General features: G+C 42.5%; 23 protein-coding genes. 5 read left to right on the forward strand and 18 right to left on the reverse strand.

The features are described from left to right. Nucleotides 1–294 precede the first annotated feature (294 nt). The 12 genes from rlmN to trmJ form a co-directional block, all read right to left on the reverse strand. The gene (gene rlmN, locus ACM2FC_RS12520; RefSeq protein WP_498481257.1) at nucleotides 295–1419 is read right to left on the reverse strand and encodes a dual-specificity RNA methyltransferase RlmN; all 1125 of its coding nucleotides are present in this window, start codon (nucleotides 1417–1419) and stop codon (nucleotides 295–297) included. 227 nt (nucleotides 1420–1646) lie between these two features. Then, nucleotides 1647–2072, reverse strand: coding sequence for a nucleoside-diphosphate kinase (ndk, locus tag ACM2FC_RS12525; RefSeq protein ID WP_498481258.1), 426 nt, complete (start codon nucleotides 2070–2072; stop codon nucleotides 1647–1649). Nucleotides 2073–2103: 31 nt separating this feature from the next. Beyond that, nucleotides 2104–3399, reverse strand: coding sequence for an aminopeptidase PepB (pepB, locus tag ACM2FC_RS12530; protein ID WP_498481259.1), 1296 nt, complete (start codon nucleotides 3397–3399; stop codon nucleotides 2104–2106). A gap of 206 nt (nucleotides 3400–3605) precedes the next feature. Then, on the reverse strand, nucleotides 3606–3800 hold the full coding sequence (gene iscX, locus ACM2FC_RS12535; RefSeq protein WP_498481260.1) for a Fe-S cluster assembly protein IscX: 195 nt from the start codon (nucleotides 3798–3800) through the stop codon (nucleotides 3606–3608). 33 nt (nucleotides 3801–3833) lie between these two features. Further along, complete coding sequence (fdx, locus tag ACM2FC_RS12540) at nucleotides 3834–4172, reverse strand: ISC system 2Fe-2S type ferredoxin (RefSeq protein ID WP_498481261.1); 339 nt, start codon at nucleotides 4170–4172, stop codon at nucleotides 3834–3836. Between the two features lie 19 nt (nucleotides 4173–4191). Beyond that, a complete protein-coding gene (hscA, locus tag ACM2FC_RS12545; RefSeq protein WP_498481262.1) occupies nucleotides 4192–6048 on the reverse strand; it encodes a Fe-S protein assembly chaperone HscA in 1857 nt (618 codons plus the stop codon). A 25-nt stretch (nucleotides 6049–6073) separates the two neighbouring features. Next, entirely contained in the window at nucleotides 6074–6589 is a 516-nt protein-coding gene (gene hscB / locus ACM2FC_RS12550) for a co-chaperone HscB (protein WP_498481263.1), read from the reverse strand. Between the two features lie 53 nt (nucleotides 6590–6642). Then, nucleotides 6643–6966, reverse strand: coding sequence for an iron-sulfur cluster assembly protein IscA (gene iscA / locus ACM2FC_RS12555; RefSeq protein WP_498481264.1), 324 nt, complete (start codon nucleotides 6964–6966; stop codon nucleotides 6643–6645). 65 nt (nucleotides 6967–7031) lie between these two features. Beyond that, nucleotides 7032–7415 (reverse strand): Fe-S cluster assembly scaffold IscU, encoded by a 384-nt coding sequence (iscU, locus tag ACM2FC_RS12560; RefSeq protein ID WP_498481265.1) that lies wholly within the window; start codon nucleotides 7413–7415, stop codon nucleotides 7032–7034. A 42-nt stretch (nucleotides 7416–7457) separates the two neighbouring features. Then, nucleotides 7458–8672: an IscS subfamily cysteine desulfurase gene (locus ACM2FC_RS12565; RefSeq protein WP_498481266.1), complete on the reverse strand. Its 1215-nt coding sequence runs from the start codon at nucleotides 8670–8672 to the stop codon at nucleotides 7458–7460. Nucleotides 8673–8699: 27 nt separating this feature from the next. Further along, on the reverse strand, nucleotides 8700–9224 hold the full coding sequence (gene iscR / locus ACM2FC_RS12570) for a Fe-S cluster assembly transcriptional regulator IscR (protein ID WP_498481267.1): 525 nt from the start codon (nucleotides 9222–9224) through the stop codon (nucleotides 8700–8702). A gap of 114 nt (nucleotides 9225–9338) precedes the next feature. Then, nucleotides 9339–10070: a tRNA (cytosine(32)/uridine(32)-2'-O)-methyltransferase TrmJ gene (gene trmJ / locus ACM2FC_RS12575; protein WP_498481268.1), complete on the reverse strand. Its 732-nt coding sequence runs from the start codon at nucleotides 10068–10070 to the stop codon at nucleotides 9339–9341. A gap of 170 nt (nucleotides 10071–10240) precedes the next feature. On the opposite strand from trmJ, the gene suhB reads away from it, so the two are divergent. Next, the gene (gene suhB / locus ACM2FC_RS12580) at nucleotides 10241–11044 is read left to right on the forward strand and encodes an inositol-1-monophosphatase (protein ID WP_498481269.1); all 804 of its coding nucleotides are present in this window, start codon (nucleotides 10241–10243) and stop codon (nucleotides 11042–11044) included. Between the two features lie 85 nt (nucleotides 11045–11129). On the opposite strand, the gene brnQ is transcribed toward suhB, so the two are convergent. After that, nucleotides 11130–12443 carry a branched-chain amino acid transport system II carrier protein gene (gene brnQ / locus ACM2FC_RS12585; RefSeq protein ID WP_498481270.1) on the reverse strand — a complete coding sequence of 438 codons (1314 nt, stop codon included), beginning with the start codon at nucleotides 12441–12443 and terminating at the stop codon, nucleotides 11130–11132. 374 nt (nucleotides 12444–12817) lie between these two features. On the opposite strand from brnQ, the gene ACM2FC_RS12590 reads away from it, so the two are divergent. The 3 genes from ACM2FC_RS12590 (at nucleotide 12818) to ACM2FC_RS12600 (ending at nucleotide 15161) form a co-directional block, all read left to right on the forward strand. Continuing rightward, complete coding sequence (locus tag ACM2FC_RS12590; RefSeq protein WP_498481271.1) at nucleotides 12818–13546, forward strand: tRNA1(Val) (adenine(37)-N6)-methyltransferase; 729 nt, start codon at nucleotides 12818–12820, stop codon at nucleotides 13544–13546. Between the two features lie 83 nt (nucleotides 13547–13629). Further along, the gene (gene srmB, locus ACM2FC_RS12595) at nucleotides 13630–14856 is read left to right on the forward strand and encodes an ATP-dependent RNA helicase SrmB (RefSeq protein ID WP_498481273.1); all 1227 of its coding nucleotides are present in this window, start codon (nucleotides 13630–13632) and stop codon (nucleotides 14854–14856) included. Nucleotides 14857–14876: 20 nt separating this feature from the next. Beyond that, the gene (locus ACM2FC_RS12600; protein WP_498481274.1) at nucleotides 14877–15161 is read left to right on the forward strand and encodes a putative quinol monooxygenase; all 285 of its coding nucleotides are present in this window, start codon (nucleotides 14877–14879) and stop codon (nucleotides 15159–15161) included. Nucleotides 15162–15223: 62 nt separating this feature from the next. Here ACM2FC_RS12600 and prfC read toward each other — a convergent pair whose 3' ends face one another. Further along, nucleotides 15224–16813: a peptide chain release factor 3 gene (gene prfC, locus ACM2FC_RS12605; RefSeq protein ID WP_498481275.1), complete on the reverse strand. Its 1590-nt coding sequence runs from the start codon at nucleotides 16811–16813 to the stop codon at nucleotides 15224–15226. A 312-nt stretch (nucleotides 16814–17125) separates the two neighbouring features. On the opposite strand from prfC, the gene ACM2FC_RS12610 reads away from it, so the two are divergent. Beyond that, nucleotides 17126–19195, forward strand: coding sequence for a putative bifunctional diguanylate cyclase/phosphodiesterase (locus tag ACM2FC_RS12610; protein WP_498481277.1), 2070 nt, complete (start codon nucleotides 17126–17128; stop codon nucleotides 19193–19195). Between the two features lie 17 nt (nucleotides 19196–19212). On the opposite strand, the gene rimI is transcribed toward ACM2FC_RS12610, so the two are convergent. The 4 genes from rimI to ubiT all read right to left on the reverse strand — a co-directional run bounded on the left by rimI (nucleotide 19213) and on the right by ubiT (nucleotide 21216). Continuing rightward, a complete protein-coding gene (rimI, locus tag ACM2FC_RS12615) occupies nucleotides 19213–19665 on the reverse strand; it encodes a ribosomal protein S18-alanine N-acetyltransferase (RefSeq protein ID WP_498481278.1) in 453 nt (150 codons plus the stop codon). After that, nucleotides 19655–20071, reverse strand: a complete 417-nt coding sequence (locus ACM2FC_RS12620) for a DNA polymerase III subunit psi (RefSeq protein WP_498481279.1) — start codon at nucleotides 20069–20071, stop codon at nucleotides 19655–19657. The genes rimI and ACM2FC_RS12620 overlap by 11 nt, the downstream gene beginning before the upstream one ends. A 29-nt stretch (nucleotides 20072–20100) precedes the next feature. Continuing rightward, complete coding sequence (locus ACM2FC_RS12625; RefSeq protein ID WP_498481280.1) at nucleotides 20101–20604, reverse strand: GNAT family N-acetyltransferase; 504 nt, start codon at nucleotides 20602–20604, stop codon at nucleotides 20101–20103. Nucleotides 20605–20667: 63 nt separating this feature from the next. Next, nucleotides 20668–21216 carry a ubiquinone anaerobic biosynthesis accessory factor UbiT gene (gene ubiT / locus ACM2FC_RS12630; RefSeq protein ID WP_498481281.1) on the reverse strand — a complete coding sequence of 183 codons (549 nt, stop codon included), beginning with the start codon at nucleotides 21214–21216 and terminating at the stop codon, nucleotides 20668–20670. Nucleotides 21217–21315: the final 99 nt, after the last annotated feature.

A 21315-nucleotide genomic window follows, 5' to 3' on the forward strand; every position in this document is an offset into this window, starting at 1 on the left:
TAATCTATCACTCTAAAAGTTAAAGTCAGGAACGGATAAACATTGAGGAAAGTTCTCCTCGCCTAATTTTCTTTATATTTGAGTCATCTTTTGACTCAAATTACATCACAATCTCTATTTAGCAATTCTAATAGATAATAGCCGTTAAACAACATTATGATGAAATAGAAATTACAAGCAGCTCAAGGTTTTTCCTAAAATTTACATTTTAGGATGGCTAGTGTAATCAAATAACTAACCATACCTAACTCGTAAAAAAGACAAAAACAGCCTGAATCCTTCCTTCAAGTAGGGTTAAATGGCTTTTACTGGGATCTGATTTTCGTCCGATTGCAGCTTAGACTTGGTTCGCTTCGTTCTATCGATAACATCACCAACTAGCTGACCACAAGCCGCATCAATATCATCACCTCTAGTCTTACGCACTGTTACTGTGTAATCGTACTGCATCAAGGTCTTCATGAAGCGATCAATACGCGAATTACTTGGCTTTTTGTATGGCGACCCAGGGTATGGGTTGAATGGAATGAGGTTTATTTTACAAGGCGTATCTTTCATTAATGCTGCCAACTCGCGAGCATGATCCATGTCATCATTCACATGATCCAGCAATACGTATTCCACGGTCACTTTGCCACGGTTTGCGTTTGACGATGCGATGTAACGACGGACTGACGCTAAGAAGTCATCGATATCCCAACGATCGTTAATTGGCATAATTTGACTACGCAATTCGTCATTTGGGGCGTGCAGTGAAATGGCTAGTGCAACATCAATGGTTCCTGTCATTTGATCTAAACCAGAAACAACACCAGAAGTAGAAACTGTCACACGACGCTTAGATAAGCCAAAGCCTAAATCGTCTAGCATTAGTCTAAGTGCAGGAAGGAGGTTCTTCATGTTTAGAAGCGGCTCACCCATACCCATCATAACCACATTGGTAATAGGTCGACGACCCGTTTCTTTCTCTAAACCAATTTCACGAGCCGCACGCCAAAGTTGTCCGATAATTTCAGAGACTTTTAAGTTGCGGTTAAAGCCTTGCTGAGCCGTAGAACAAAATTTACATTCCAAAGCACAACCTACCTGAGAAGAAATACACAACGTCGCGCGATCATCTTCTGGGATATATACCGTTTCCACATCTTGGTCACCAACACTCATTGCCCATTTGATGGTACCGTCAGACGAATGCTGAGCTTCAGAAACGACAGGAGCTCGAACTTCGCATTGAGAGATGAGTTTTTCACGCAACTTCTTGTTCAGGTTGGTCATTTTCTCAAAATCGTCGCAACCAAAATGATACATCCACTTCATCACCTGCTCAGCGCGAAATGCCTTCTCCCCAAGTTCTTCAACAAAAAACTTGCGTAAGCCTTCGCGATCAAAATCGAGTAGATTGATTTTTTCAGTGGTCATGTTGCCTCTCAATGACAATATATGGATATAAAAGCGCGAATTGTACAGTGTTTACAGCAGGGCAACAAGAGTAGCAACTTGTTGAGGTTGCTAAGGCACTAATATAGTTTAGGTTATTTTTTGAGCAACCATTGCAACCTTCGAATTGCAGATAAAATCAAGCCCTAACATAAGTCAGGGCTTTCAATGTTGTGCCTTTTTCTAGAGTCGATTGACCCAATCTAATACTATCTGGAGTGAACTTCAGATGGCGGAAAAAAGAACTCAATCTCACGCGCTGCTGATTCTGGACTGTCCGAACCATGTACAGAGTTGTAGCGCATGTTAATGGCATAGTCAGCACGCAATGTGCCGCAAGCGGCTTCTTCTGGGTTTGTTTTACCCATCAACTCGCGATAACGTGAAATAGCGTTCTCACCCTCTAGCACCTGCACCATACAAGGGCCTGAAGTCATAAACTCTTTTAACGAAGGAAAAAACTCTTTACCTTCATGTTCAGCGTAAAAGCCGCTGGCTTGCTCATCGGTTAAATGCACCATTTTAGCTGCGACAATTTGTAAGCCAGCTTGTTCAAAACGGTGGTAAATCTCACCAATTAGGTTTCTTTCTACTGCGTCGGGCTTGATTATAGAAAACGTTCGTTCAAGAGCCATACTCAATCCTTTTTATACTTATATCGTTATTTTACTGCGCGTTATCCAGTAAGACTCGCGCTAGGGTACGTACGCCCATACCTGTTGCACCAGCAGCCCACTTGTCGCTCGCTGATTTACGGTATGTACCGGAACAATCGAAGTGCAACCAACCTTTTTTGTAGTCTTCTACAAAGTAAGATAGAAACGCCGCAGCCGTACTTGCTCCAGGTACGTAGTCTCCACTGCTTATGTTGGATAAATCCGCAAAGTTAGACGGCAGAGCACTACGGTGGAACTCAGCTAAAGGTAGTGGCCATAAACCTTCGCTTTCTTTGTTTGCTGCAGTCAGTGCAGAATGTGTGAGCTCTTCATCGAAGCTCAATAACGCATGGTAATCGTTACCTAACGCGTTTTTCGCTGCTCCTGTTAGCGTCGCACAATCGATGATGAGTTCTGGTTTGTGTTCACTCGCGTAAATCAAGCCATCAGCCAAAACTAAGCGACCTTCAGCATCGGTATTCATGATCTCAACAGTCTTGCCATTCTTGTAGGTAATAATGTCACCCAGCTTAAGAGCTCGACCAGAAACCATGTTCTCAGCGCAGCATAAGATAAGTTTCACGCGTTTGTTCAGCCCACGCATGATGGCTAAGCCAAGTCCGGCCGTAATTGTACCCGAACCACCCATATCGGCTTTCATCGAACTCATAAAGTTAGAAGGCTTCAGGCTATAACCACCGGAATCGAAAGTAATACCTTTACCAACCAAACACGCATAAACAGGTGCATTCTCATCGCCTGTCGGGTTGAAGTCTAATTGCAACATTGCTGAAGTTCGCTCAGAACCCCTTCCTACTGCGAAAATACCTTGCCAACCTTCAGTTAATAGGTCTTTATCTTTAACAATTTTGACTGACACTGTCCCTTCTGGGGCAACAGATTTAATGAACTCACCCGCCATTGTGGCCAGCTGACGCGGAGCGACTTCTTCAGCGCTTTTATTGATGATATCGCGCGCCCAACATGTAGCTTTAATTCGAGCCTCAAGCTCTGTTTGGTCGGCGTCTGCTAGAGCATTCCACTCTAAAGTATTTTTCTTTTTCGCATCACGATAGCTTTGGTGGAATGCCCAAACGTTTTCTATGTTCCACTCTTCACCCTGCAAAAACGCAGAACAAATACCTTGCCCAGCCAATTTGCGTGCCGCTTTCTGAATCGTATTTTGGTGGTTATCTTCACCAATATGAATCGTCGCACCTTGTTCGTTAAAGGATAAAATAGCCTTCTCTCCCCACTGAGGTTGAGCTGGTTCTTGGCTAATAAATACTGACATTTGTTGAGACATTTTCTCTCCTTGCCTTCTTAAATTTTTTCTACCTGCCCAAGTTACTCGTTTTAGCGAGAATGACAAGGTCTAAATATATTGAAAAAGTAATAGTGAATAGTGATCACAACGGCATTGTGAACGCCATACGTGTCAAATAAATAACTAGGTATAAAAAAAGCGAAACTAGAGTTCGCTTTTTAAGATTGTGTATGAATAAACAGCCGTTAGTCGGCTTCATCCATCCAACATAATATCACTGCTTCAAGTATCTTTTCATTACAGTGGTTTGGATCATCATTAAAGTCTTCGATATCGATAATCCATTGACGTAGATCGGTAAAACGCACCGTTTTGGGGTCAGTATCTGGGTGCAAATCGCATAGTTCAATCGCGATTTCTCTAGAATCCGTCCATTTCATCACTCACCTCTTAGATTGGTTTATTTTCTTGTATTAATGATCTTCTGAAGCGTGGTTAATTGTATACTTCGGAATTTCTACTACTAGATCTTCATCGGCCACTTTCGCTTGGCACCCTAACCTAGATTCCGGCTCAAGTCCCCATGCTTTATCAAGCATGTCATCTTCAAGTTCTTCACTTTCTTCTAGTGAATCAAAGCCTTCACGAATGACAACGTGACAAGTGGTACACGCACATGACTTTTCACAAGCATGCTCAATTCCGATACCATTTTTCAAAGCAACATCTAACACTGACTCTCCAGTGTCTGCCTCTAATACTGCCCCTTCAGGGCATAACTCTTCATGAGGTAAAACAATAATCTTTGGCATAATATTTTGATCTCTACTACTAAATATCGTCGACAGACTGTCCAGATAAAGCTTCTCGAATTGACTTGTCCATTCGGCGAGAAGCAAAGGCTGCACTTGCTTTATCCGTCGCTTTGATACCTTGTTCTATGGCATCTGCGTCTTCACCATTTCGAAGCGCAATTAATGCCTCTATCGACTTTAACAATTCTGCGCTCTCTTGCTCTGATAGCAACGCATCACCATCCGCTTGCATGGCAGCGACCAGTCCTTCAATGACTCGATCTGCTTCAACTCGCTGTTCAGCTAGTGCTCTGGCTTGCATATCTTCCTTTGCATGTGACATTGAGTCTTTTAGCATATTTGCCACTTCTTCATCACTCAGACCATAAGACGGTTTAACTTGGATATCGGCTTGTACGCTTGTACTTTTCTCCATGGCAGTCACTGACAGCAATCCATCCGCATCAACCTGATAAGTCACGCGAATGTGAGCGGCTCCTGCAGCCATTGGCGGAATACCTTTCAGAGAAAATTTGGCAAGAGAGCGACAGTCATCGACCATTTCACGCTCACCTTGAACGATATGCACCGACATTGCCGTCTGGCCATCTTTAAACGTGGTAAATTCTTGTGCGCGAGCAACCGGGATCGTGGTATTTCTTGGAATGATTTTTTCAACCAGCCCGCCCATGGTCTCAATACCAAGCGAGAGTGGCGTAACATCCAAAAGCAGCATTTCTGAGTCAGGTTTGTTGCCCGCAAGGATGTCTGCTTGAATTGCAGCGCCAATCGCAACCACTTCATCTGGGTTGATACTCGTTAATGGCTCTTGGTCAAACAACTCACCGACCATTTCGCGCACAAGCAATGTACGAGTCGAGCCACCAACCATGACAACTTCCATAACATCGTCAACATCAAGGCTAGCATCACGCAATGCTCTGCGGCATGACATTAGTGTTTTTTTCACAAGTGGACGAATAAGCGAGTTAAAGTCATCTCGAGATAACAGCCCTTGCCAATCCAGAACAGAAATTTCTGCGCTTTCTACCCGAGACAGCTGCAATTTAGCGTCAATAGCAGCTTCATGTAGTGCTCGCATTTGCTCGGCGCTTAGCTCAGAAGCAGATTTATTCATCTGCTGCAACAAATGCTCAACAACCAAGGTATCGAAATCATCACCGCCAAGGGCCGAATCCCCCCCAGTCGCCAGAACTTCAAACACGCCTTTTGTTAGTCGTAAGATAGATATATCGAAGGTTCCACCACCTAGGTCGTAGACTGCAATTACACCTTCTTGACCAGAATCTAAACCGTACGCAATCGCTGCTGCCGTTGGCTCATTGAGTAAACGTAAGACATGTAAGCCAGCCAATTTAGCCGCGTCTTTAGTACCTGTACGCTGCGCATCGTCGAAATACGCTGGCACCGTGATGACCACGCCAGCCAAATCGCCGGCCAGTGTTTGCTCTGCTCTTGTCTTTAATGACCTTAAGATTTCAGAGGAAACTTGAATTGGATTCTTATTTCCTTGCGGAGTTTGTATTTGTGGAAGTCCGTTATCTGATTCAACTAACTGATACGGCAAGTTTGGATATCGCTGTTGGATGTCCTGATACGAACGGCCGATTAAACGCTTGACTGAAATGATGGTATTTTTCGGATCGACCTGAGCTTGAGAAAGCGCATCATATCCCGTTTGAATATCAGAATCGGTATATTGTACAACTGAAGGTAAGACTGAGCGCCCTTGCTCATCATTTAGTGTATCTGCAGAGCCACTTCTTACCGTAGCAACAAGTGAATTGGTTGTACCTAGGTCAATGCCAACTGCTAACTTATGTTGGTGAGGAACACTGCTTTGACCTGGCTCTGCAATTTGGAGTAACGCCATTAGAGGTTGATCCTTTCTAATTGAACTAGCCTAGCAATCGCTCTTCGGCTTGTTCTATTTCATTCTTTAACTTGTCAATAAACTTAAGCTTTCTAACTGTATCCGCAGCTTCAGACCACTGGCTTTGAGTTAGCTGGTTTTCAACCATCGCTATATGCTGCTTATGCATTTTACTGACTTTTGCTTCAAACTCGAACAGAAGTTCATCCGCGTCATCTTTGGAACAAAGTGTCTCGAGTTCTTCTCTCAACTCCATTTGCTCCATCAGGAACATCGGGTCTTGTAGAGTTTGCTGTTCACTACGCAAGTCTAAACCCTGCTCAGAGAGTAAGTATTCTGCACGGGAAATAGGATTTTTAAGCACTTGGTACGCATCATTAATTTGCGCCGCTTTTTGTACCGCGATAAGCCTGTCACGCTCAGAAGCGCTGGCAAACTTATCTGGGTGAAAGCGTTTTTGTAGTTCTCTAAAGTGAGAAGAAAGAAGGCTACCATCCAGTTGAAACTGACTTGGTAGCCCAAATAATTCAAAGTGGTTCATAGTCAAAACGGTCCCAATCGCACCTCAATAAGATAGGCTAAGCTTCAGCTCAATTACACTGTGAAGCTCTCACCACAACCACATTCATTTTTCGCATTCGGGTTGTTGAATTCAAATCCTTCGTTGAGGCCTTCTTTCACATAATCAAGCTCAGTACCATCTAAATATACGAGGCTTTTCGCATCGATGATAACTTTGATGCCCATGTGCTCGAAGACTTGGTCCTCTTCGTTTAGATCATCTACAAACTCGAGAACATATGCCATTCCTGAACAGCCCGTCGTTTTAACACCTAGTCTTAAGCCAAGGCCTTTACCTCGGTTATCTAAGAATGTTTTAACACGGCTAGCCGCTGCATCTGTCATAGTAATGGCCATACTGCACCTTATTCTTTTATAAATAAAACTCAAAGCAGGGAGTAAACACTCCCTGCAAAATACTACTACTGTTCGTTTTTCTTTTTATAGTCAGCAACTGCTGCTTTAATAGCATCTTCAGCTAGGATTGAACAGTGTATTTTAACTGGTGGAAGCTCTAACTCTTGTGCAATTTCAGCGTTCTTAATTTCAGCTGCTTCTTCAATGCTCTTGCCCTTCACCCACTCAGTAACAAGTGAACTTGAAGCAATTGCACTACCGCATCCGTAAGTTTTGAACTTCGCATCTTCAATAATGCCTTCTGGCGTGACCTTGATTTGCAGTTTCATTACGTCACCACAAGCTGGAGCACCTACCATACCACTGCCAACGTTTGGATCTTCTTTATCGAATGCACCAACGTTGCGTGGGTTTTCATAGTGATCGATTACTTTTTCGCTATAAGCCATGATATTTACCTCGAATCCTCTAAATATGAAACACTGGAATGATTAATGGTGAGCCCACTCAACCGTATTTAAATCAATCCCTTCCTTGTACATATCCCATAGAGGAGACATGTCACGTAGCTTGTTAACCGCTACACGAATTTGTTCAATTGCGTAATCCACTTCTTCTTCAGTAGTAAAACGACCAAATGAGAAACGGATTGAGCTGTGTGCTAATTCGTCATCTAGTCCTAAAGCACGTAAAACATATGAAGGCTCTAGACTTGCCGAAGTACAAGCACTACCTGATGATACCGCTAGGTCCTTCAGAGACATAAGTAGCGATTCACCTTCAACAAAAGCAAAGCTAATGTTTAAGTTATTTGGTAAGCGTTGCTCTAAGTCACCATTGATAGTGACTGCTTCCATATCTTTGATACCAGCTAACAAACGATCACGCAAAGCTGTCGCGTGGTCAAAGTCTTTCTGCATATCTTCTTTAGCAATACGGAACGCTTCCCCCATACCTACAATTTGATGCGTTGGAAGAGTTCCAGAACGGAAGCCCCTTTCGTGACCACCACCGTGCATTTGAGTTTCTAAGCGAATACGTGGTTTACGGCGAACATAAAGTGCACCAATACCTTTCGGACCATAAATTTTATGAGATGTTAAAGAGATCAAATCAACTTTCATTTCTTGAACATCAATAGGCAACTTACCTGCTGATTGAGCCGCATCGACATGGAAAATAATTTTCTTCGAACGACACAGTTCACCAATAGAAGAGATATCTTGAATAACGCCAATCTCGTTATTAACGTGCATGATAGAGACAAGTATCGTGTCTTCACGCATCGCAGCTTCAAGTTTCTTCAAATCAATAATGCCATTCGACTCTGGCTCTAGATAAGTCACTTCAAAACCTTCGCGCTCAAGTTGACGACAAGGGTCAAGAACCGCTTTGTGCTCAGTTTTGCATGTGATTATATGCTTACCTTTTTTACCGTAAAAGTGCGCAGCACCTTTAATAGCAAGGTTATCAGATTCTGTTGCGCCAGATGTAAATACAATCTCACGCGGATCCGCATTTAATAGATCTGCAATTTGCTCACGAGCAGTATCTACCGCTTCTTCTGCCTGCCAGCCATAACGGTGAGAACGTGACGCGGGGTTACCAAAAGTACCATCCATAGTCATGTACTGAACCATTTTTTCAGCAACACGCGGATCAACTGGACACGTTGCTGAATAATCAAGATAAATCGGCAGTTTCATTTTTCACTCCAATGTAAAGCTTCGCTACTATGAACGAACATTAGCACCAATAGGAACCAGGTTAGCATTATTTTTGCTGTGTACTTGGTTTTTACTGACTCCTTGGCTGACCGCTAGAGTAATATCTTGGCGATCGGACGTTTCAAGAATTTCATTGTCTTGCATTAGCTCACCAAGAGTAATGCCATCTAAAAAGTCACTAATTCGTGAACTCAAATCACGCCACAGCGTGTGTGTTAGGCAGCGACTGCCACCTTGGCAATCTGCTTTACCGTGACACCGAGTAGCGTCAACAGACTCGTCAACAGCAGCAATGACTGTACCCACCGCAATACTGTATGGTTCTTCACCTAAGCGGTAGCCACCACCAGGTCCACGAACGCTAGCGACCAAGCCAGCCTTACGCAGTTTTGAAAATAGTTGCTCTAAATAAGAGAGCGAAATCCCTTGACGCTCAGAAATGTCCGCCAAAGGAACTGGATTTTGTTGCGAGTGCAATGCGACATCCAACATCGCTGTTACTGCATATCTTCCTTTCGAAGTAAGCCTCATATCACACCATCTCCACCTTCTTTATATACAAGAAGTTTTCCATACCTGACTAAATTGGTCAAGTATTTATTTGACTAATTTACTCAAGTATTCTGCAAGCATTTTTTATGATGATTAGGCTTTCGGCGAATGGTGCTTCTCTACAGCAGTTAACACACCGCGTAAGATGTTGAGTTCTTGCGATTCAGGTCGAGCACGACTAAACAGCCTACGCAATTTATTTAATACCTGCCCTGGCTGATCTTTAGAAATGAATTGGGTTTCTATCATTACTTTTTCAAGGTGCTGGTAAAATAACTCCAGCTCTTTGTGACGCGGATATTCCACTTCAGCATCACTACTATATTTCTGCTTTTCTTTTTCTAAGTGCGCAACGCGCACTTCATAGCTAATAGTCTGAACAGCCATCGCCAAATTTAATGAGCTGTATTCTGGATTAGCAGGAATACATACATGATAATGGCATTTTTGCAGCTCTTCATTTGTCAGGCCAGTTCTTTCTCGGCCAAACATCAAAGCAACTTGAGATTGAGTACTCTCTACTGCTACTTTTTCTCCACATTCTCGTGGCTCAAGCATCGGCCACTCCAACGTTCGAGAACGTGCACTTGAGCCAACCACTAACGTACAGTCGCGTATTGCTTCTTCTAAGGTTTCTACAATAACAGCATTCTCAATAATATCACCGGCCCCAGAAGCCAAAGCAAATGCCTGTTCATCAAGTTCACATTGTGGTTCTACCAATACTAATTGACTTAATCCCATCACTTTCATTGCTCGAGCTGCCGAGCCAATATTTCCCGAATGGGAAGTGCCAACTAGTACTATTTTTACGTTGTCCAACATGACCTAAAAAACCAAAGCTATAAAATGCGGCCGAATGATACCACAGTTTGATGAAAAATGGTCAGACCCTTTCACAGCGAAAGTGCAAAAAATAACCACTTTATTTTTATTGACTGTCTGGTATACTCTCGCCCGCTTTTTCGTTCTTTAACATCCGTTGGGAAAAACCTATGCATCCAATGCTTAATATTGCTATTCGCGCTGCGCGAAAGGCAGGCAATCATATTGCTAACTCACTAGAAAACGCCGATAAAATCGAATCGACGCAAAAAGGCATGCACGACTTTGTCACTAATGTAGACAAAGAAGCTGAAGCTATCATTATCGAAACAATCAAAGGCTCTTACCCTGACCACTCTATCATTGGTGAGGAAAGTGGCTTTGTTGAAGGTAAAGACAGCGACGTACAATGGATCATAGACCCACTGGATGGCACGACTAACTTCATGAAAGGTTTTCCTCACTTTTCAGTTTCTATCGCTGTTCGCATCAAAGGCAAAACTGAAGTTGCCTGTGTTTACGACCCAATGCTAAACGAACTGTTTACCGCTCAACGAGGCTCTGGTGCACAGCTAAACAACGCTCGTATTCGTATCAAGCCAATGAAAGACATCCAAGGCGCTGTATTAGCAACTGGCTTCCCTTTCAAGCAGAAACAACACTCTGAATCTTTCATGAAGATCTTGTCTTCTCTATTTGTCGAATGTGCTGATTTCCGACGCACTGGCTCAGCAGCGCTAGACTTATGCTATCTAGCTAGCGGGCGTGTTGATGGTTACTTTGAGCTTGGCCTTCAACCTTGGGACATGGCGGCAGGCGAGCTAATTGCACGCGAAGCTGGTGCAATTCTTACAGATTTCTCTGGCGGTACTGAATACTTGAAGTCAGGTAACATCGTTGGTGCAAGTGCAAAGGCTGTAAAAAGCATACTTAAGCACATTCGTGAAAACGGCAATGATGCAATTCTTAAGTAAAGTAACTTGATACTTCAATAAAAAAACCGAGCTAATTTGCTCGGTTTTTTTATATCTGTTAAGTAACCTATTTTACCGCTTCAAACTATAAAGCCTTTGCTTCTTGCACTGGTTGCTTTGAGCCTCCAACGAAAAACATAACTACGATTGCTATTACGGAAGGCAATACCCAACCCATGCCGATATTAAATAACGGAATGAATTTAAACGCCGATACATCAACACCTGCCGCCTTAACTGCATCAAGGATTGAAAAGATAAATGAAACCGACAGAGCCACGCGATACGCCGCTTGTGGGTTTGGCAATTTACTGCGTAAGAAAGTAAGTAAAACTAGAACAATAGCTACTGGGTACAATGCATAAAGCACAGGAACTGATAAAGCAATTAGCTGAGCAAGCCCGACATTTGCGACTACCGCACACACTACACCAACAATGACAACCCAAGCTTTATAAGGTATCGGAGTTAGTGTACTAAAATAATCTGAACAAGAAGAGATCAATCCAATAGAAGTGGTTAAGCAAGCCAGCAATACAATCAATGATAATGCTACTTGACCATACGGGCCGAACAAAGATTGTACGTACAAGCTTAATACCGTTCCACCGTTGTCTGCACCAGCTGCGACAGAAGAGCTAGTTGCACCTAAGTAGAACAAAGAAACATAAACAAACGCCAAGCCGCCCGCAGCGATAAGCGCCGCTTTGATTAGATACTTTGTTGTTGCTTTAGGTTCAGTGATACCACGACAACGCAATGTATCGACCATCAACATACCAAACATTAACGCACCAAGAGTATCCATGGTGTTGTAACCTTCGAGGAAACCTTTAGTTAGCGGCTCAGCCAGATACTGAGCGTGAGCTGCCAAAATCTCACCTTGAGGGTCAATAAATACTGCAAAGCCTAACGTTAATAAACCAAGCACTAACACTGGAGTTAGGAACTTGCCTATTGCATCAATTAATTTACCTTGAGACCAAGATAAAAACATCGCTACTGCGAAGAAAATAATTGAGAATACGGTTAGATAAAGCTGAGTAGGATGAGTAAAGAAAGGCTTAACTGCCATTTCATACGCGACTAAACCCGTTCTTGGTGCAGCAAAAGCAGGACCAATAATGACAAAAATAAGAACAGCCATAACAACAGAGATACGCTTAGGTAAATCTCTCGTTAAATGCTCCCAGGATCCACCTGAAACAGCGATTGCAATAATCGTCATCAGCGGTAATCCCACCGCAGTTAGCAAAAAGCCAAACATAGCGGGCAATAAATGCTCACCTGCTAGCTGTCCTGCTAATGGTGGAAAAATGATGTTCCCTGCACCTAAAAAGAACGCGAAAAGCGTAAAGCCAACCGCGATGATATCCGTAAATTTTAACGTCTGATTCACTGTGAAACCTTGTACTATTGTTCTTAAGCCTTTAGAAATCTATTACTGACAATAACTAAAGTGATCGAAAAGACTGCACGCATATTACGTGGTCGTAAAAGTGTGGTTCTGAAATGACACACCATTAGAATTTTTAAGCTGCGAATAATGACGAATCAATGCTCAAATATCAAGCATAAAGAAAAAAACGCCATAATCAATTACGCATTAAGCAAAAAACCAGTAAATAACACTAGATAACAAGAAAAAGACAGCACTAAGAACCATCAAAAATATAAATAAGAGGTTACCCAACCAGCGCAAGGCTCCGTAAACTTACAGATGTATAGTGATTTAACCTACAGAAAAACATTTTCACAACATAGTCATAAAGTATGAGAATAAGAAACAAGCAAAAAAATTTTAAAAATAGCTTTCGATTTAAGCTGTTTAATGTTGAGTCTGACAACATCGGAATGCCCGTAAGCACCGATGGAGTTTTACTAGGTGCATGGGTAAATTTATCAAGAAAGAGCACACTGATTGACATTGGTACTGGGACAGGACTTTTATCTCTTATGTGTGCTCAAAGACAAAAAGACTTACTCGTTACCGCACTAGATATTGAGCCGACTGCTATTCTATCGGCTACCAATAACGTAGATAACTCGCCGTGGAAAGATCGTATCCAAGTCTATCACTGCGATATTCTGCAATTCACACCAGACAATAAATTCGACATCGTTGTTTGCAATCCACCCTACTTCAATGACGGCGAATCCTCCAAAGTAGCAAATCGAGCGATCGCTAGACACACAGTTACCCTTGATCACCTAGCACTAATACGCCACTGCAAAAAAATAGTCTCAAACCATGGTAAAGCAAGTTTTATACTACCTACTGATGAAGGGAACAGATTTATGCAGCTAGCAAAACGAGAAAAATGGTTTTTAAGTCGTCTGTGCGAGGTAAAGCCCACAAAGTCTAAGCCTGTCCATAGGTTATTGATTGAATTAAGCTTACATCAGGTTGAGTGTGAAAAAAGCCAACTTACCATTAGAGATGGACAGACATATAGCCAAGAATTTATCGAATTAACGAAAGAGTTTTACCTTAAAATGTAAAAATTCCTGTGACCATTAAGGCAAAGACATTATAATGTGCGGCTTTAAAATTTCTGTTATTACCAGCTTTGTGGAGACATCTTGTGACAACTACTTTTGCAGATTTGGAGCTTGATCCTATTCTTCTTAGTGCCATCGAAGAAATGGATTATCAGCGACCAACTCAAATTCAAGCCCAAGCCATCCCACAAGCACTTGATGGGAGAGACGTACTTGCAGCGGCTCCAACAGGAACAGGTAAAACAGCAGCATTTGCATTACCTGCTCTGCAGTATTTATTAGATTTTCCACGTAAAAAGGCAGGCCCAGCAAGAATTCTTATTCTAACTCCAACTCGTGAACTCGCAATGCAAGTCGCAGAGCAAGCAAAACAGCTCGCAAAGCATACTCGCTTGAATGTTTTCACTATTACTGGCGGCGTTCAATATCAAGAACACGCGGATATCCTTGGCACGACTCAAGATATTGTTGTTGCGACACCAGGGCGCTTGCTGGAATATATCGAAGCAGAGCGCTTTGATTGCAGAGCTATTGAATGGCTGATCCTGGACGAAGCTGACCGCATGCTAGATATGGGCTTTGGTCCTGTTGTCGACCGTTTATCTGCAGAGTGCCGCTGGCGCAAACAAACTCTACTTTTCTCCGCAACTTTGGAAGGCAAAGGTGTGGAGGGCTTTACAGCCGATTTACTGAAAGATCCTGCAGACATTGATGTTGAGCCACCTAGACGTGAACGCAAAAAAATCACTCAGTGGTACCATCGAGCTGATTCGATGGAGCACAAACTCGACTTGCTTAAGCACATTCTCACAGAGCAAGCTCAGCGCAGTATCGTATTTCTCAAGACCAGAGAACGCTTAGCAGAACTTCGTGGTGAGTTAGAGAAAGCTCAGATTCCATGTTCATGGATTCAAGGTGAGATGCCACAAGATAGACGCAACAACGCCATCTCTCGCTTTCGTGATGGCACGGTTAATGTCCTGCTTGCTACCGATGTTGCGGCGCGCGGTATCGATCTGCCTGATATCAGCCATGTGATTAACTTCGATATGCCAAGAAGCGCCGATGTCTACTTGCATCGCATTGGCCGCACTGCAAGAGCGGGCAAAAAAGGCAACGCAATTTCGATTGTGGAAGCTCATGATCAACCAATGTTAGATAGAGTATCTCGGTACGTGAAAGAAGATATCAAAGAGCGTTTTGTCAAAGAGCTTCGCCCTAAACACAAAAAGCCAGTGTTTAAAAAGAAGAAAAAGAAAACCGCAGATAAAAAAGTGAAGAAGAAAACGACTACGAAGAAAAAGAAATAACCATCGTACATGGAAGACATATGGCTAAAGTCATACTAAAGGGATTTATTATTGTATCGGATAAAGATTTAGATGTTGTTGAACACGCACTACAAGCTCATATAGCACTAACTCTTGAAGAAAAAGGCTGCCTCTGTTTTCAGGTAATCAAAAGCCCCAGCAACGCGAATCGATACGATGTTTACGAAGAGTTTGTAAATATGGAAGCCTTCAACGCACATCAAGAACGCGTGAAGAGCTCGCATTGGGGTGCTGTCACGAGAAAAGTAAAAAGACACTACACAATTAGTCAGTCCGAGTCATAGCTTGAGAGAATAAAAAAACAGCCAAATCGGCTGTTTTTTTTATTGCTGATGATACCAATCTATTAGTGCTCACGAGTGGCTCTAAATTGAATCTCTGGGAACCTTTCCTGAGCAAGGTTCAAGTTAACCATAGTTGGCGCGACATACGATAAATTGTCACCGCCATCCAACGCTAAATTGGTTTGGTTCTTGCGCTTGAACTCTTCTAACTTCTTCTCGTCTTCGCACTCAACCCAACGAGCTGTTGCGACGTTAACGCTTTCATAAATCGCTTCAACGTTGTATTCAGATTTCAAACGAGCCACAACCACATCAAACTGAAGCACACCGACAGCGCCAACAATGAGATCGTTATTCTGGAGCGGTCTAAATACCTGTACCGCACCTTCTTCCGAAAGCTGCACCAAGCCTTTTAGCAACTGCTTTTGTTTTAGAGGATCACGTAAGCGAATCCGTCTGAATAACTCAGGTGCAAAGTTAGGGATACCAGAAAACTTCAGCGACTCACCCTGAGTAAACGTATCACCAATCTGAATCGTGCCGTGGTTGTGTAAGCCGATAATATCACCAGCGTAAGCATTTTCAGCGCGAGAGCGATCACCCGCCATGAAAGTCACTGCATCAGAGATATTAATCTGTTTACCTAAGCGAACATGATTCATCTTCATGCCTTGCTTATACGTCCCAGAAACAATGCGCATAAATGCAATACGGTCACGATGTTTAGGGTCCATATTCGCTTGGATTTTAAATACAAAGCCAGAGAACTTTTCTTCAGAGGCTTCGACTACACGCTCATTGGCTTGACGAGTTTGAGGCGCAGGAGCCCATTCCGTCAAACCATCTAGCATGTGGTCAACACCAAAGTTACCTAATGCGGTACCAAAAAAAACAGGGGTTAACTCGCCCTTAAGGAACATCTCTTGGTCAAACTCGTGAGAAGCGCCAATCACTAACTCTAGTTCTTCTCTAAGCTGCTCTGCCAGATCTTCTCCAACTTCAGCGTCTAGCTCTTTGTTGTCTAAACCTTTAATGATTTTTTCTTCTTGGATAGTGTGACCTTGGCCCGTTGTATAAAGAATCGTTTCATCACGGTGAATATGGTAAACACCTTTGAACTCTTTACCACAGCCAATTGGCCAAGAAACTGGAGCACAAGCGATATTTAGCTCGCTTTCCACTTCATCAAGCAACTCCATTGGATCGCGAATATCACGGTCAAGTTTGTTCATAAATGTAACGATAGGAGTATCACGAAGGCGTGTCACTTCCATCAGCTTACGAGTACGATCTTCGACACCTTTTGCGGCATCAATCACCATTAAGCAAGAATCTACTGCAGTCAATGTACGATAGGTATCTTCCGAGAAATCTTCGTGCCCGGGAGTATCAAGAAGGTTCACTAAGCAAGAGTTATACGGAAACTGCATGACAGATGTGGTTACCGAGATACCACGCTCTTTCTCCATCTCCATCCAGTCAGATTTTGCATGTTGACTAGAGCCACGGCCTTTTACAGTACCAGCAGATTGAATTGCGCGTCCGAATAAAAGTACTTTTTCGGTAATGGTAGTTTTACCCGCATCTGGGTGAGAAATGATAGCAAAAGTCCTTCGTTTACTGACTTCGCCTAGAAAGTTCTGATCGGCCATTTATAGATTCTTTTCAATATTCGTGGAGCTAGCTTATCAAAGGCCAATAGGCCTAATCGCTTGCTAAATCCAGCAATTAATCACAATTGGCGGCCATTTTCACCGATCTGATGTTTATACACAAGTAAAGCGGGTTCGTTTAGTTACTATAACAACTAAAAAAGATGAAGATACTGTGCCCGTTTTACTAGAAAAACCATCCCAAAAAACAGGATAGCAAAAGCGAAAAAGACTACGAATTTTCAAGCATTTTTTAATAATGCAACGAATTTGGACTATAAATTAAAGGAGTCGTAAGTTACAACATAAACTATGTCGAAAATAAATCGAGCCAATTCTTTAGCCTTCAAGCAAGCTAAAACTGTCTTTCTAGTATCAGTGATACTGGGATTGTGTTTTAGTTTTTATCATATTTTGGTCGATTTACATCAAGAACAACAAAGGGTAGCAGAAGAGTATCGCTTTAAACTGCTACAAAACTACTCAAATGCCAGTCAAGCGGCCTATCACCTCAATCACCTGCTTGCTGAGCAAGTCGCTACAAGCTTGATGACTGACCCTGCGATTTACCAAGTCAAAATCGCGGATGATTTTGGAGATGTATTGAGTGACAAAACAAGAGACCTTTCTCAACATAATAAGTTTATTCAGGCTCTATCTAGATTTTTAACGCCTACTACACCCATTTATAGTACAGACTTACATCAACCTAATTCTAATATTGTGGTGGGAAAACTCACCTTTGCTGTTGATGGCTCAAACATAGCGAAGGACTTCATTGCCAAGACAAGCCAAATTATCTTATTCGACCTACTACGAAATATTATTCTGACCTCCATTCTGTTGGCTTTTTTCTATTTCAAACTTTCAAAACCTCTAGTGACTGTCATTAATTGGGTTCGCTCATTAGAAAACAAAAAAAACATTCCTCCTCCTCCAACTCAGGATCTACACAACGAACTTGGCCAATTAGCTGAAATATTTTACAGCTTATGGAAATCTCGAGAGTCGGCAGAAGCAAAACTAAACCAGTTGGCCTACTACGATTCACTAACTGGGCTAGCTAATCGCAGTCTACTGCTGCAAACTCTTGGTCAAACCATTGAAAATTCAAATAAAACAAGAGCTACTGGCGCGCTGTTTTATTTAGACCTCGATCGATTTAAAACGATCAATGACTCTTTAGGCCATGATATTGGTGACAACCTCATTAAAGCCATTTCGATGCGTATGAAAGCATGGAAAAAAAGTGACTATATTATTGCGCGAATTGGTGGGGATGAGTTTGCAATACTGATCCCCTACCTACCTCTAAATAAAGCAGACGACGTAGCCAAACAATTGTTGGCTTTGATTTCCAACCCTTACTCGATTGATGACCACCAGCTTTATTGCACAGTCAGTATTGGCATTTCCGTGTTTCCTTCTGTCGGAGGAACGAATATCGATGTCCTGCGCCAAGCCGACACCGCTCTATATAGAGCAAAAGTGGCGGGAAGGAATAATTACATGTTTTACGAGCCTGAGATGCAAGCTCAGGTTGAATCCTTTCTCGATATAGAAAAAGGGCTACATGAAGCAATAAGCCACGAGCAGCTTGAATTATACTATCAACCACAGGTAAACACAGACCAACAGATAGTGGGTGTAGAAGCGCTGATTCGTTGGAATCATCCTGAAAAGGGTGTCCTCCCCCCCGGGGTATTTATGCCAATTGCCGAAGAAACTGGGCAAATCCTACAAATTGGTAATTGGATAATTGAGAAAGCTTGTTACCAGTATGCACAATGGAAAAAAGATGACGTTCTACCCGATTCATTTGAGCGTTTAGCCATTAATATTAGTCCTCTACAATTTTCCCAAGAGTCTTTCGTAGAACATATCACCCATACGCTGGCCCAATCAGGCATAACCGGCGAATGTATCGAGCTTGAGATCACTGAAAGCTTACTATTGGAAAATGTAGAAAGTGCGGTGCAAAAAATGGCTCAGCTTAAAGAACATCACTTAAAAATTTCTATCGATGACTTTGGGACTGGCTACTCTTCTCTTCGCTATTTAAAACACCTCTCCGTTGATGTCCTAAAAATCGATCGCTCTTTTGTTACCCAACTGCACCTTGACGAAAGTGATCAAGCGATTGTGGACACAATTATCATGACTGCTCGAAGACTCAACCTAGAAGTGATTGCTGAAGGTGTAGAGGATGCTTACGAACTTTACGCTTTGCTAGAGCTGGGGTGCAGTCAGTTCCAAGGTTACCTATTTGATAAACCACTAGAAGTGAATGAACTTATAAAAAGTTTTGTCAAAAATCAATATGGAATCAAACCTGAAAAATACGATGCTTCGAAAGTAAGCCACATCCGCAGCCAGTTCTAGCCGTCTTCCTTGCACTGTTAAAATATTATATAGCTCATGATGATAGCGTCTTCTTTACCATTTTCGCTCGGATAATAATCGACTCGTCTATCAACTTCATTAAATCCAGCTGAGCTATATAATTCTATCGCTCGATGATTACTCTGACGCACTTCCAACCAAATACTTTCTGCTCCGTTCACCGAGCAAAGGTCGATAAAATCATCGAGTAGGCACCGACCATAACCATTCCCCTGCTCTTTCGGATCAATGGCTATATTTAGCAAGGTGACTTCTCCGACTATATTCTGCGCATAGAAATAACCAAGAACTCTACTACCAGACAGCATTACATGATGAAAAGCACCTCTAGAGTGAATATCGGAAATCAAAGATACTGACCAAGGGTGGGAGTGGGCTTGCTTTTCAATATGATTGACTTGATCAAGATGGGTTTTAGCAAGCGGGGCTAGCTGAGTGTTACTCTTCATAGGAACAAATTTGTTGCCATAGTAGGCGTTTATGCTGGGTATCGCCCTCTACCTCACTCGGCAAAGGGGTGTTTAAGACGCGAGCTGACACTTCTTCGGCGACGTCACAACCAGCGAACCATATCCATTCAACCTCTTCAAGCTGAAACATATCAAGCTGAAAAGGCAAGATATGGCGAGACTGGCCTAGTTCCAAGTTCATACTTTTAAGCACTTTTTCAAACATCACAGCAATGTCACCGATAGGCAACTCTGGAGAAACTAACAGCAACTTACAACCCTTGGGCAAGGTATGTTTCTCCAAATTGACACCATTCAATAACTGAGGCTCAGAGAGTTGCCACTCAGAAATTCCCATTTCCTTGAGGTATTGACCGTATCTTAGGTTGACGAGGTTTTCATTCATGAGCATAACTTGAACAATCGCTTACCGTTTTAAAGCTGCTCAAATTCAGAGCAGTATGTGATAAGGCCATTGTGTTCCTTGCTTGCATTCTCAATAACATCAGCAATCTGAAAAACGCCTTCAGGTAGCTCCCATTGGCAATGAAAGCCATGCTTTTGAGCGGATTCAAAACCGAAGCGAGAATAATAGCGAGGATCACCAACCACAACGCAAACTGGGTAACCAAACTCTTTCAAAGATGAAAAGCCTTCTTGAATTAACTTGGCGCCGATTCCTTGATTACGATAATCTTCACGCACTGCAACCGGCGCTAAGCCTTGCCAACCATAATCTTCGTTCTCGACCAATACAGGGCTAAACATTGCGTGACCGATTACTTCACCGTCATCAGTACTCGCGACCAGAGATAACGTTAAGTTGCCATTTTCTCTTAATCTCATCACCAAATCCGCTTCCGCCTCGGTTTCAAAGGTGGATTTTAATAATCTATCAACCGCCAGAATATCACCTAGCGACTCTGCTCGAATCAGCATTACTTACCTCATGTTGTCTATTCGACAATTGTATACCCAATTAGCCTCAAGATGCGAGCTTCATTACAACGAGGCAGATTGGCTTAATTTTCCAAACGCATCAGAACTGTGAGTCTTAGCGGCGTTTGGTGATAACCCTTTTTTCACAAACTCAGCAAGCTCGTTGATTAAAAATTGTAGCGAGTTGGGCATCCTTTCAAACTCAATACTGTCCATTAAGTTTTTCACTTCAAGGCCTAACTCAGTATCGCCTTCGATTTGCAAACGACGCTGAAAAAATAAAGTGTCCGGATCTTCTTTCCTTCCAGAAATCAGCACTAGCTCATTTAAGTTTCCACTAAAAGACACATCATGTTCAACATCCTTATCAGCTACAATGAGTTTGTCAGAGGCATAGCTAATGCACCAGCTTAAACCGAGATCTTTGACTTCAATTTTAAGCCATTTTCCAGTCAAAAACTCAAACTCACCGTCTTCCAATGAATCATGAAACACGTGATTTAGCCCCTCTAATAATAGCTTTCTGTGAACAAAGGAAGGCATACACTTCGAGGGAATCCGGAGAATAGATGCTGCGTTTTGCACCAACTGATTATGTAATTTACTAAACACGAGAGCTCCTATCTGAGTAGTCAAGTCGTCCTACCTTAAACGAACTCATATTGAGAGATTCTGTCATGTATCAAAAATCGTTATGAAAGATCACCCGCA

The sequence above is a fragment of the Vibrio sp. A37 genome, assembly GCF_059777565.1.